Below are 12598 nucleotides of genomic sequence, written 5' to 3'. Positions count from 1 at the left end.
AAGGGAAACTTTACCCATTTCTGGGGATTTTGCAGGCATTTCTCACGGTGGTCCCATCTTGAGCCAAGCAAAAACCTGCTCTCCGGTCAGGTTCAGATCAATTCCCTCCAGAACCGTGAGGACATCGCTGCGGTGGCAAAATTTCGGTTGCTGCTGGGGCTGAAACACCAGCACAGAGTAGTCGTCTGGGTCAATCAACCAACCCATCTGACAACCGTGATTCAGGCAATGCAGGATGTTACGGGTGACTCGATTGCTGCGCTGATTCGGGGAGAGGATTTCGATCGTCCAGTCCGGTGCCATCTGCATATCCTCGATCGGTTCCCCCTGAGCATCAAACACCAGCCGGGACCAGCGCAGAACTGCGATATCCGGAATAATGGACTGCCCCCCAAAAGTACAGCGCAACTCCGGAAACGCATAGGCAATTTGACCAACTTCCACAACTCGATTAATGGTCTCAATCAGCTTTCCTTGCAGTCGGGAGTGGCGAGTTTTGGGCATGGGCTTCTGGATGATCTCACCCTCGACATATTCGCTGGCCGGTTTGGTTTCAGGGAGCTTGAGAAACTCTTCCAGCGTCAGAGATGCAGATTTTGCCACTGTCATTGTGTCTGCTCCTCCAGAATGCCTGCGTCTATTGTATCAAGACTGGATCAAGACCCGATTTGTGGCTGCTACTCCTTTTCGCTGTGCTTGGGAAACCGCCGCAGCACGTACCAGAAGGCCAGACTGTTGGCCACCAGTAACAGCACCCTCAACCCAGATACCTTTCGCACCACTTCCAGTAGCTCAAAGGGCAGGCTTAATCCCACCCCCAGCAGTAACAGCCAGCGGGCCCAATCCCACTCATACCAGAGGCCGATCGCCTCGATCGCGGAAATAGCGCTGTACAACAGAGCCGCGATCGCTCCGTACTGCAGGGTGTGGTTGGGAATTTCCGTCAGATGCTCCAGCACCCAGGTGACGATGAACCGATGGCTGGTCAGGGTGTATTGCGACAGAGCCGCATGGCGAATCCAGGCAAAGTTAAGGGCGATCGACACGATCGAGAGGAACAGGGCTGTTCCCCCTTTGTAGGCAATCAGAATCAGTAAACCCTTCGGATGACGCTGAAACAAGCGAGCCAAAGCCGGAAGCGGAATAGAACTGTATCAAAATTACAGCAAATTTTTCTCGGTTCCACTACACTCTGGGTCCACACATCCTAAAAATTTGCCAGATCCCAGGTGCTACGATCGAGCCACAGAAAACCATTTGCTCTCCAGCATTGTGACCTACGAACCGCTCCACCATAAATATCGCCCCCAGACTTTTGCTGAATTAGTGGGGCAGGAAGCGATCGCGGCCACCCTCACCAATGCTCTGCGACAGCAGAAAATCGCCCCTGCCTATCTGTTCACTGGAGCTAGAGGCACCGGCAAAACCTCCAGTGCCCGCATTCTGGCCAAGTCCCTCAACTGTCTGGCCAGTCCAGTGCCCACAGAACAGCCCTGCGGGGTCTGTGAGGTCTGTCTGGCGATCACGAAGGGCAATGCCCTGGACGTGATCGAGATTGATGCCGCCAGTAATACTGGTGTAGACAACATTCGGGAACTGATCGAACGGGCTCAGTTTGCCCCGGTGCAATGTCGCTACAAGGTCTACGCGATTGATGAGTGTCATATGCTCAGCAATGCCTCTTTCAATGCTCTCTTGAAGACCCTGGAGGAGCCACCCGATCGGGTCGTGTTCGTGCTGGCTACCACTGACCCCCAGCGGGTACTGCCCACGATTATCTCCCGCTGTCAGCGCTTCGACTTCCGGCGGATTGAGTTGCAGGCAATGGTTAACCATCTGACGGAGATTGCCACCCAAGAGTCAATCGACATTCATCCCGATGCCTTACAACTGGTGGCCCAAGTGGCTCAGGGGGGCTTACGGGATGCGGAGAGTCTGCTGGATCAGCTCAGTTTGCTGGCCGGTCAGGTGACGGTGGAGCGGGTCTGGGATCTGGTCGGGGCCGTGCCCGAACGGGATTTGCTGGCCCTAGCCATTGCGATCGCCCACCATGACCCCATCCCTGTCCTGGAACACACCCGTCACCTGCTGGACTGTGGTCGAGAACCAATCATTGTCTTGCAGAATCTGGTGAGTTTTTATCGGGATTTGATGATTGCCAAAACCGCCCCTGATCGCAAAGATTTGGTTGCGGTTACCGATCCCACCTGGGAGCAGATGGGGCACCTGGCTCAGGCCCTTGATCTCTCGACGATTCTGGCCACCCAGGAGCATCTGCGGACCAATGAAGGGCAGTTGAAACACTCCACCCAGCCCCGGCTCTGGCTAGAGGTGATTCTGGTGGGGGCATTATCCCTCGAAGCCCGATCGGCCCCTGCCCCCCAATCCGTCAATCTGCGTCAGAGTCCTCCCCCGGAAGTCCGTTCTGCTCCTTCATCAACGCCGGTGCCTTCGACCCCAGTAGAAAAGCCGCCGGTGGTCAGTTCTCCCGTGGCTGCTCGATCGACGCCAGCAACTGCCACCGGCCAACCAGCTATACCCCCTCAGTCCGGTGATCTGCTCCAGATTTGGCAGGGAGTGCTGGATCGGATCCCGCCCATCACCAAGGGCTTGCTCAAAGGGCATGGTCACCTCCTGGCTGTCACGGGCAATGAGGCCCGCATTGGAGTGCCCCAGACCCTGATGACAAAAGCCCAGAAACAGCAGGAACGGATTGAAAAGGGGTTCGCTGAAGTCCTGAACCGCCCGATTAAGGTCAAGCTGGAAGTGTATGTCCCAGAAGAGGCCCAATCCCCAGGCAACGGGGCTCCGACTGCATCCATGGTGGGTCCAATCGTATCTTCAGACCCAACTCCTCCAAAGCTCCGCCAGTCTCCTGCTCCGACTCCGCCGCCCCAAATCCCAACCGATACTTCCCCACCCCCTCCATCGTGGGAGGAAGATGAAGTAACACGGGCAGCCAAGAACCTGGCTTATCTGTTCAACGGCCAGATTGTGGATCTGGATGGGGATATCAGCCCGATGAGCAAGGACAGCGATCGCTCCACGTCCAATCCCCTCGCAGCGGGTGCAGACGGTACAGTTGAGGATGACGAGGATGACGTTCCCTTTTAGGGACTACTTGTTCCGGGCCGTCCAGATACCGGTAAACATCATCAGCATCCCACCGAGCAGAATGGCAATCGCCAGCCCCGCCGGAAGCAGATCCATCCAGTTCACATTTTCCATCGGTTCTCCTACGAGCTCGATCGCTGCACAATAAAGAAACAACTGTTGTACTCGCTGCCGTCTCCCAAAGCCCATTTCCCCGTAAAGGGAAGGGCATTGCCACCCTCGGTTTTCACCACCACATCGTAGTTCCCCGGCTTGAGGGTATAGGTCCCCACGGGTCCTTTATTGGGACAACCGCTTGGACCCCGGCCCTTAAACTTGACACAATTGGGGCAGGGGGCCAATTCCTCAAATCTTGGCTGGGGACCGCTGAAAACGATACGCAACTTGTTGGGAGTCTCATTCTGGATCACGACTGTGGTGGCACCAGAACCCGAGTAACCGCTGACTCCCGGTGCTGGAATATTTCCCGCCCCTGCAGCCCTGGCTTCTGCCACCAGCGATCGGGCCAGGGCTGCCTTAATCTGAGGTTCCAGCGCATGCTTGGGATATTGGGCCAGAAACATCTCGTAAATCTTGACGGCATCGGTGTACTGCTTTTTGGCCTCCAATTGCTGGCCGCAGGCTTGATAAAAAGGAGGTCCGTTTTTCTGGGGGTCAGGAACGAGTTTCTGATCGATGAGCACCTTCAGTTTGTTGCATACTCCTGGTTGGGCCAGTTTTTTCAGATCCCCTTTCTGGAACAGTTCAGTCATGCTCTGTTGAACCTTTCCCCGCAAGGGACTGCTGGGGTAGCTGGCTGCGAAGTTAGTGTAACGGACGATCGCCTGATCGGGCTTACCCGCTTTTTGTTGAACTTCGCCCAGGCCCAGGGCATCACACTCAGCTTTCTTGGCCCGTGCACTGGTGACCCGATCGGACTTATTCCCGGCTGATTTGCCTTTCAGGAGCTGATTGAATTCCTTCAGTGCTGTTTCACAATCTCCAGCTTGGTAGGCTTTGAGGGCCTTGTCATACTGTTGTTCCTCCTGAGCATTTAGAAGCATGCCGAAGCCCGTACATCCGCCCAAAAAGAGTAAGATGTAGGCCCACCAGGGAAAGGAACGACGCTTAGGCGTAGGGGGCTGGGGAGAAGGTACCGCAGTCATAGGAAACTCCAATCATCACGTTATTGAGTAACTCGCAAAAATGTGCCCCGAATCCAGCCCACAGCCCCTGACTTGGGAAATTTCACCTTATACCAGGTGTAGTTATCTGTCCCTTTCTTTGATCCCAGAATGAGCACCCGATCGCCCACGACCCCATACCCCAGCTTGGTAGAGTTGGGGTTAGCATCCTGTCGCAGGTTGATTTGCGCCTGTGGATCTTCGGCCTGCAGGATTCCTTCTGGGGTCACAACCTGGACAAAATCCCCTCGAACCCAGCCCACAGACCCTGATTTGGGAAATTTCACCTTATACCAAACATAGCCATCTGTGCCCTTCACCTGGTCTAGAGTGGTGACCCGATCGCCCACCAGCCCATAACCCAGACTACGAGAACTGGTGCTGGCACTTTCTCTCAAATTGATTTGGGCTTTCGGATCATCCGCCTTCAGAATTCCCTCTCCAGCCAGAGCCGGAAAGACAGAACCAACTAAAACAACAGCAGTAGCTGCAACAGCCAAAACGAACTTGCCAGTGAGCCGCTTCATCATAGTCAGAGTTTTAGACATGCTGGAATTCCTCCTGATATTGCTCAAATCCTGCCGATAGCTTAGCCGCAAAACCCCGCTGCTCCCTGGACTGATCAGAAATCCGTAATAATCTGGAGCCCGCTGTTACGGTTTTCACCACCCTGGCCAGGATGTCTTTCTGAGAGAAAGTTGCAAAAATTAATATTAGATCACAAGTCCATAGTCTGATGACCTTTCCGATCTGTTGGCCCTAAATTATGACAGGCTGATAACTCCCAGCTTAGCCCGCAGTGCCCTTCGTCGTTTAATTGGGTCTTTTTCCAGAACACTCCTTACCCTGATTAGTATGGATTTACTATGAATGCCTCCAGGACCGATCGCTTAATTACTTTTCTACAGGAGGAACTGTCCATTCCAGCAGCGGCGATCGCCCTTGCCCTCAAGCATTGTGAAGACGGTGCCAGCCTGCTCCCGATCTCACTTTGGCAGTATGGGCTGGTTAGACTGGAGGAATTAGACCGGATTTTTGACTGGTTGGCTGCTGTGCCCCCCTTAAGTTAGGAGTATGGGCGCAACTTATCCTGCTACTAACTTCACCCCTCCCAAATGGGGATGAACCCGCACAGGCACTGCAGGCAACGTCTCTAAAATGATGCTCTTGACATCCAAGGATTAAAACAACCATGCCCATTAAAAATCAGGATCGACCTCCCCGTGCCCGTCTGATTGGCAACGTGCTACTGCTCCTTTCAGGCATCTTTTTGCTGGTCAATCTCTTCCTACCCAATCTGTTTGGGCCCCAGATTCCCCGGGTTCCCTACAGCCTGTTTATCCATCAGGTGCAGGAACAGCAAGTCTCACGGGCCTCTGTGGGGCAGAATGAGATTCGTTATCAGTTGAAGGGAGAGAACGACCAAGCCGGTCAGGTTTTTGCCACCACGCCCATTTTCGACTTGCAATTGCCCAAATTGTTGGAAGAAAAGGGGGTTGAGTTTGGGGCTCCTCCACCGGCTAGGAATGGTTGGTTCACCAGCGTGTTGGGTTGGGTGATTCCCCCCTTAATTTTTGTTGGAATCCTGCAGTTTTTTGCTGGACGCGGGGGTGGTCCTCAGGGTGCACTGTCGATCGGGAAAAGCAAGGCCAAAGTCTATGTTGAAGGGGAATCGGCTCGCACCACGTTCAATGATGTGGCTGGCGTCGAAGAAGCCAAGACGGAATTGGTGGAGATTGTAGACTTCCTCAAGACTCCCGGTCGGTTTACCCAGATTGGAGCCCGCATTCCCAAGGGGGTGCTGCTGGTAGGTCCTCCGGGCACCGGGAAAACTCTGTTGGCGAAGGCGGTGGCTGGGGAAGCCGGAGTCCCCTTCTTCAGCATTTCTGGCTCTGAGTTTGTGGAATTATTTGTCGGTGTCGGATCGTCCCGAGTCCGAGATCTGTTTGAACAGGCGAAGAAACAGGCTCCCTGCATCGTCTTCATTGATGAATTGGATGCGATCGGTAAGTCCCGTAGCAGCAGCGGCTTCTACGGGGGCAATGACGAGCGGGAACAGACCCTGAACCAGTTGCTGACGGAAATGGATGGGTTTGCTGCCGGACAGCAGACAGTGATTGTGCTGGCGGCCACCAACCGGCCTGAAACTCTCGACCCTGCGCTGTTGCGTCCTGGGCGGTTCGATCGCCAGGTGCTGGTCGATCGACCGGATTTAGCAGGTCGGGAGGCTATCCTCAAGATCCATGCCCAGAAGGTGAAGTTGGGCGCAGATGTCAATCTGAAGGCGATCGCAACCCGTACCCCTGGCTTTGCTGGCGCAGACTTGGCCAATCTGGTGAATGAAGCCGCACTCCTGGCGGCCCGGTTCCGGCGGGAAGCTGTGAGTCAGGCTGATTTGAATGAGGCGATCGAACGGGTGGTCGCAGGGCTGGAGAAGAAGAGCCGGGTTCTCAATGATAAAGAGAAGAAGATCGTCGCTTACCACGAAGTGGGTCATGCCCTAGTCGGATACCTGACTCCAGGAAGTGGCAAGGTGGAAAAGATTTCCATTATTCCGCGCGGCATGGCCGCCCTGGGCTATACCCTGCAGTTGCCTACGGAGGACCGCTTTCTTATGGATGAGGCTGAGATTCGGGGCCAGATTGCTACCCTCCTGGGGGGCCGATCGGCGGAGGAGATTGTCTTTGGCAGTATCACCACTGGAGCCTCGAATGACCTGCAACGGGCCACCGATCTGGCCGAGCGCATGGTCACAACCTACGGCATGAGCAAGGTGCTGGGTCCCCTGGCCTATGAGAAAGGTCAGCAGGCGATGTTTTTGGGGGATGGGATGTCTAACCCCCGGCGCTCAGTCAGCGATCGCACCGCTGAGGCGATCGACCAGGAAGTGAAGGAAATCGTCGAGCAAGCCCATCAGCGGGCTCTCGATATCCTGGAGACCAACCGGGACTTGCTGGAGCAGATTTCGGTCAAGCTTCTGGAAACGGAGGTCATTGAAGGAGAAACCCTGCATCAACTCCTGAGTCAGGTGAAGCAACCGGCAGCAGCAGGTTAAATCAACTGGATTCCCTGAGGGGCATACAAATTCATTTAATCTGAAATAGGTCCACGATCGTGGACCTATTTTTTGTGGAATGGATAGCAATGTTAGCAGCTCTGCTTTACGGTCAAACCAATCTACGTCTGGAAACGGTTCCCGATCCAACACCAGGACCGGGAGAAGTGGTCATCCGGGTGGTGGCAGCGACGACCTGCGGCACCGATTTAAAAGTCTGGCGACGGGGAGGACATGCCCGTATGCTCCGACCCCCCACCCTGTTTGGCCATGAAGCTGCTGGTGAGATTGTAGCCCTGGGAGAGGGGGTAGCAGGCTGGCAGGTGGGCGATCGGGTGGTCGCCAATAACTCTGCCCCCTGTCTGCACTGCTTTTTTTGCCACCGTCAGGAATATTCCCTCTGCCCCAACCTGGTCTTTAATAACGGCACCTTTGCGGAATATCTGAACATCCCGGCTCCGATCGTGGAACAGAACCTGTTACCCATTCCAGCCGGATTATCGGAGGCCCTGGCCGCCCTGACAGAACCACTGGCCTGTGTGCTGCATGGAGTGGCCCGCTCCAATGTGCGACCGGGCGATCGGGTGGTGGTTTTGGGAGACGGGGCGATCGGGCTCATGTTCGTGGCAGCTCTAGTCTCTGGTTCCAATTCTGTTCCCCGTCCGCAGGTGTTCCTGTTTGGGGGGAGTGATCAACGCCTAGAGATTGGCCGTCAATTCGGGGCAGCACAAACGTTCAACCATCGACAGGTAACTGATATCCCAGCGACGGTTAAAGCATTCACGGAAGGCTGGGGAGCCGATGTGGTGATTGAAGCAACTGGGGTGCCCAGTGTCTGGGAAACGGCGATCGCCTGTGGCCGTCCGGGAGCTACAGTTAATCTGTTTGGCGGTTGTCCCCGCGATACCTGCATTACGGTGAGCACGGAACAGTTACATTATAGTGAGCTGACTCTCAAAGGGGTCTTCCACAACACCCCCACCCATGTCCGGGCCGCTCTGGCTCTCCTGGCCAGTCGTGCCCTTCCCTTTGACTTGCTGATTACGGAGCATCGTCCCCTGCAAGACTTGGAGCAAGTATTTCAGGACATGGCCCAGCGACGGGTGGTTAAAGTGGCCATCCATCCATTCCCATAATATCGATGGCATCTCCACAGATTGGCAATTTAAAGCCTTCCATAGTAGTCAATTTCCTGAGTCAAAGGCTATAGTTTGTGGACAAAACAGGCTTACGTCGGGAGGTTTACTATGATCAGGTGGTTGTCAATGGGTCTCTCTTTAGGGATGCTGCCTCTGCTGAGTGGGCGGGCTCTGGCCCTCCCAGGTCAGACAGCCGATGAAGTCGCAGCCTGGATCAAGGGCAATCCGACCTTACAGGGGGCAACTGGAGAGGTGCTGGTTGTCCGGCGCAGCGATACACCAGCCCGGCGCTATATTTTCCAGGCATCCGTTCTTCCCCCTGGCAGAATCAGACCCACTCCTAATTCAGAGATTATTCGAACTGAGCAATTCTCGCTGTTCGATATGGTCAATAAGGTTACTACCGATCGTCTGGAGGAATCCCTCCGCATCCTTTATGGCTTGGACATTTATCAAGATTACAATCGGGCCAGACCCGTTCTCACCTACCCGAATCCGGCAGCCCTGAGTCAGTCAGTGAATCAGGTGCGGCCCCTGATTGCGGCGTTGCAAGGAGAACTGCGAGTGGGTGAACGATATGCCTATTGGACAGAAATTGCCAAGAGTCCCAAAGGATATTCCTACACCGGACAAATTACCGTGTTGCTGAAGGAAGATGCAGGGGTTCTGGAGGCCGAACTGCGAGAGCGCCGTCTTTAAGACGTTATCTGCCAGCAAAAATGCTTTCTACCGCAGTAGCAATACGGCTCAGGTCTTCATCCAAAAGCGGTGGCCAGCCCAGTCCGTCCCTTCGTTTAGCCTCAAATTGTCGCCGACTATCCCAGGCCAGAAGATACAGACAGTAGGCTAATTCCCGTTCAATCTGTGTCTTGCCCTGCAATGCATCCACCAGAACTTTCAGAGCCAGCAAAATTGAAGTGACCTGGCCAGGGATAGGAGGCTGCCCCTGCTGCAGTCGAGCCAGGAAGGAATTAGGGTTTGCTTCCGTTACAGTTCCCTCACGCATCAAAAGACTCCGGGCCGTTTCGTAATCCATAGGATGCAAATTAATTGAAGATTACTTTCCGCATAAATTCATCAATACTTTAATACGGACCCTGCTCGGTCAGTGTAAGTTACTCATGATAGACCAGTTAAAACTGGAATAGATGTAGTGTGGCTCCTTTGTCAATTTTTCCCCTTCTTTGATTTTTTCCTATGAGTAACAGCGCAGCCATTGTTCCATTCGTGGACCTGTCCTTCCAGCATGACCCGATTCAGGCCGAAATTACCCAACAGGTTCAGGCTCTTCTCGAACGAGGAGATTTTATTTTGGGGCAGGCTGTCTCTGATTTTGAGGTTGCTTTCGCGGCTGCCTGTAATGTTCCTTATGGGATTGGTGTTGCTTCAGGAACGGAAGCTATTGCTCTGGGATTGAGGGCCTGTGGCATTGGCCCAGGTGATGAGGTTCTCTTGCCCACAAACACGTTTATTGCCACCCTGATCGGGGTGCTACAGACCGGTGCAACCCCCATTCTGGTTGACTGTGACCCAACCACCGCACTGATTGATCTGGTCGCTGCTGAAAAACGGATTACCCCCAAAACCCGAGCGATCGTTCCCGTCCATCTCTATGGTCAGATGGTTTCCCCCCGACAGTTGCTAGATCTGGCCAGTTCTTACGATCTGCTGATTTTTGAAGATGCAGCACAGGCCCATATGGCAGAGCGGGAAGGATATCGGGCCGGGGCGATCGGGGTTGCAGCTGCCTTTAGCTTCTATCCCAGTAAGAACCTGGGGGCGATCGGAGATGGTGGCATGGTCGTAACTCAAGATGAAATCATTGCCCAGACCGTGCGATCGCTGCGAAATTACGGATCACCCCGTAAATATATCCATACCGACTACGGCATTAATAGTCGTCTGGATACTTTGCAGGCGGCAGTGCTTAAGCTCAAGCTGCCCTACCTGGCTGGCTGGAACCAGGCTCGCAATGAGATTGCTCAGCAATATGATGCCCTGCTCCAACCTTTGCAGGCCAGTGGGCTTGAGCCCATACAAAACCAAAGTGGCACAGGTCACGTCTATCATTTATATGTGATTCGGATTGGGGCATCCTGTCTGATCGATCGAACTATTCTACAAGAGGCGCTTTCAGCCGCAGGGATTCAAACAGGCATTCATTACCCCATTCCCTGTCACTTGCAACCGGCTTACCATGATCTGGGCTACGGCGTCGGAGATTTTCCTAAGGCAGAAGCCCTCAGTCATGAAATCCTTTCCCTGCCCATGTATCCCGGCATGACCGGGGAGCAGGTAGAGCGGGTGGTGACAGCGATCGACTCTGCCCTCTATCCAGCCGAAACTTCCCGTCGGAGTGTTTATACCACCAGTCCGGTTTAATCTCAGTCAGGCTTATTGAGCGATTCCTTTAAGCAGACCCTATTGAGGAACACCTATGCATGTTGGACGAAAGATTCCGATCTCGATTGAACGCTATCTGATGGATGGCGCGATCGTGGCTCTGTTGTTGCTTTTGTATGCGCCCCTGATTATCCACTGGTACGATGGGTGGCTGAACAAAAGTATCAGTCTGGAACATGAGTATTTCAGCCATGGCATTATCGGGTTTCCCTTTGCAGCTTATATCTGCTGGCTGAATCGCGATCGTTGGCAAGCTCTCCCCCAGAGATCCTCTCCCATAGGGCTGGGCTTAATGGCTCTGGGGGCTGTTTTCTACCTGAGTAGCCTGTCTAACCTGGTCAACCTGTCTCTGCCCATTGTCCTGGCAGGGCTCTGTCTCTGGTTGAAAGGCTTGTCAGGGCTGAAGTTACAGGCTTTTTCCCTGCTGTTGGTGTTCCTGGCTACGCCAACTTCTATGCCCTATTTAATTGAGCCTTATACCTTTCCTTTGCAACGATTTATTGCTGGCATGGCTGGCTTTATTTTGCATCAGTTGCGACTGGATGTCACAGTCAGGGATATCGCGCTCTATGTGGGTGATCGCATTGTTGAAGTGGCTCCCCACTGTGCTGGCCTCAAAATGCTATTTACCAGTCTCTATGTCGGGCTAATGTTACTCTTCTGGCGGGAGGATTTACATTCCCGAGCCCGGGTGACCCTGTTCCTGGTTAGCACAGCCCTGATGAGTGTCTTGGCTAACATCATTCGCAATACCCTGCTCACCTTTATGCATGGTACAGGTCGGGATAGCCTGTTTGCCTGGTTCCATGACAGTTGGGGCGGTGATCTGTATTCAGCCTGTATGCTGCTCCTGCTGATTCCAATTCTGATCGGGATTGAACGGCTATTTCCTGATCCTGTACCGGATCAGAGTTAAAACTAATGGTGTGATATACGAAGTAAGCGATGATGTCCCTGCCCAAACGCCTTCAGAACCTTCCCCTGTCCCGATCGGTCATCCTATTGCTCCTAGTCCTTCTGGTTGGGATCGGTGCTGTTCCGGGGTATCTGGGAGGCAAATGGCCCTGGCAGCGTGTCCCCCAAGTTACTGCCCTGAAGGAATTGCAGAACCTGCGAAAACAGGGGCTCACCCTTGTGGGATGGCCTACCCTAAACTATCAGGTCATCAAGTTGGGAGGGCATAAGTGGATCTTACAGGAGGTTGGAATTCCAGCTTCTGCCAAGCGGCCTGGACTGGAAGGGGACAAAATCGACCTGCTTTTGCTGCCCCAGGAAGGAACTGTGAGCCAGCCGCAGGTTGAGTGGACAGATATCATTGGATCTCAACGGTGGGAAACAGATTCCCTCAAAAAATCTTCTTTTTCCCTGGCGGCATCCTCAGACAAACAGGTGGAGTTTCGTTTTCTGCGAGCCTGGAACGATCGTCAGACCTATGCCCTGAGCCAGTGGTATGCCTGGCCTGGTGGGGGAAGTCCCTCCCCCAGCCAGTGGTTTTGGACTGATCAGGCCGCCCAACTTCGGGGTGTTCGGCTTCCCTGGGTTGCTGTTTCTATCCTGATTCCGATCGAACCGCTGGGAAACATCGATCAGGTTCTTCCGACAGCTCAGTCTTTAGGACAAGCTGTTCAGTCTGCCCTGATGTCAGGACCTTTGAAATAAGATGGATGGAATTTTGAAGTTTGAGTTTATAACTGAACTGAATTCAAATCCAAAATTCAATCCTT

General features: G+C 53.8%; 13 protein-coding genes. 8 read left to right on the top strand and 5 right to left on the bottom strand.

The genetic code is table 11. The annotated features are described in order from the left end of the window. Positions 1 to 42 precede the first annotated feature (42 nt). Together BST81_RS12160 and BST81_RS12155 are read right to left on the bottom strand one after the other, a co-directional pair. Positions 43 to 609 carry a Uma2 family endonuclease gene (locus BST81_RS12160; RefSeq protein ID WP_075598776.1) on the bottom strand — a complete coding sequence of 189 codons (567 nt, stop codon included), beginning with the start codon at positions 607 to 609 and terminating at the stop codon, positions 43 to 45. Positions 610 to 677: 68 nt separating this feature from the next. Beyond that, positions 678 to 1130 (bottom strand): DUF2127 domain-containing protein, encoded by a 453-nt coding sequence (locus BST81_RS12155; RefSeq protein WP_171974744.1) that lies wholly within the window; start codon positions 1128 to 1130, stop codon positions 678 to 680. An 85-nt stretch (positions 1131 to 1215) separates the two neighbouring features. Between BST81_RS12155 and BST81_RS12150 the strand changes: the two genes are divergently transcribed. Continuing rightward, complete coding sequence (locus tag BST81_RS12150; protein WP_363079938.1) at positions 1216 to 3114, top strand: DNA polymerase III subunit gamma/tau; 1899 nt, start codon at positions 1216 to 1218, stop codon at positions 3112 to 3114. A gap of 122 nt (positions 3115 to 3236) precedes the next feature. On the opposite strand, the gene BST81_RS12145 is transcribed toward BST81_RS12150, so the two are convergent. Next, positions 3237 to 4259 (bottom strand): tetratricopeptide repeat protein, encoded by a 1023-nt coding sequence (locus BST81_RS12145; protein WP_075598775.1) that lies wholly within the window; start codon positions 4257 to 4259, stop codon positions 3237 to 3239. A gap of 20 nt (positions 4260 to 4279) precedes the next feature. Beyond that, a complete protein-coding gene (locus BST81_RS12140) occupies positions 4280 to 4825 on the bottom strand; it encodes an SH3 domain-containing protein (protein ID WP_075598774.1) in 546 nt (181 codons plus the stop codon). A gap of 318 nt (positions 4826 to 5143) precedes the next feature. Between BST81_RS12140 and BST81_RS12135 the strand changes: the two genes are divergently transcribed. The 4 genes from BST81_RS12135 to BST81_RS12120 all read left to right on the top strand — a co-directional run bounded on the left by BST81_RS12135 (position 5144) and on the right by BST81_RS12120 (position 9170). Next, on the top strand, positions 5144 to 5347 hold the full coding sequence (locus BST81_RS12135) for a DUF2949 domain-containing protein (protein ID WP_075598773.1): 204 nt from the start codon (positions 5144 to 5146) through the stop codon (positions 5345 to 5347). 122 nt (positions 5348 to 5469) lie between these two features. Next, positions 5470 to 7332 carry an ATP-dependent zinc metalloprotease FtsH gene (gene ftsH4 / locus BST81_RS12130; RefSeq protein ID WP_075598772.1) on the top strand — a complete coding sequence of 621 codons (1863 nt, stop codon included), beginning with the start codon at positions 5470 to 5472 and terminating at the stop codon, positions 7330 to 7332. Positions 7333 to 7421: 89 nt separating this feature from the next. Then, the gene (locus tag BST81_RS12125) at positions 7422 to 8468 is read left to right on the top strand and encodes an alcohol dehydrogenase catalytic domain-containing protein (RefSeq protein ID WP_075598771.1); all 1047 of its coding nucleotides are present in this window, start codon (positions 7422 to 7424) and stop codon (positions 8466 to 8468) included. Between the two features lie 129 nt (positions 8469 to 8597). Further along, on the top strand, positions 8598 to 9170 hold the full coding sequence (locus BST81_RS12120; RefSeq protein ID WP_216351313.1) for a hypothetical protein: 573 nt from the start codon (positions 8598 to 8600) through the stop codon (positions 9168 to 9170). Between the two features lie 4 nt (positions 9171 to 9174). On the opposite strand, the gene BST81_RS12115 is transcribed toward BST81_RS12120, so the two are convergent. After that, complete coding sequence (locus BST81_RS12115) at positions 9175 to 9507, bottom strand: Dethiobiotin synthetase (protein ID WP_075598769.1); 333 nt, start codon at positions 9505 to 9507, stop codon at positions 9175 to 9177. A 161-nt stretch (positions 9508 to 9668) separates the two neighbouring features. Between BST81_RS12115 and BST81_RS12110 the strand changes: the two genes are divergently transcribed. Genes BST81_RS12110 through BST81_RS12100 form a run of 3 tightly spaced genes read left to right on the top strand, consistent with a single transcriptional unit; the run spans position 9669 to position 12533 of the window. After that, positions 9669 to 10853 (top strand): DegT/DnrJ/EryC1/StrS family aminotransferase, encoded by a 1185-nt coding sequence (locus BST81_RS12110; protein WP_075598768.1) that lies wholly within the window; start codon positions 9669 to 9671, stop codon positions 10851 to 10853. A gap of 55 nt (positions 10854 to 10908) precedes the next feature. Continuing rightward, positions 10909 to 11790: a cyanoexosortase B gene (gene crtB / locus BST81_RS12105; RefSeq protein ID WP_075598767.1), complete on the top strand. Its 882-nt coding sequence runs from the start codon at positions 10909 to 10911 to the stop codon at positions 11788 to 11790. 29 nt (positions 11791 to 11819) lie between these two features. Beyond that, the gene (locus BST81_RS12100; protein ID WP_075598766.1) at positions 11820 to 12533 is read left to right on the top strand and encodes a cyanoexosortase B system-associated protein; all 714 of its coding nucleotides are present in this window, start codon (positions 11820 to 11822) and stop codon (positions 12531 to 12533) included. Positions 12534 to 12598 lie beyond the last annotated feature (65 nt).

The organism is Leptolyngbya sp. 'hensonii', from assembly GCF_001939115.1.
Classification (GTDB): Bacteria; Cyanobacteriota; Cyanobacteriia.
The sequence above is the reverse complement of the archived record's forward strand: the minus strand, read 5'-3'. Positions and strand labels throughout refer to the sequence as shown.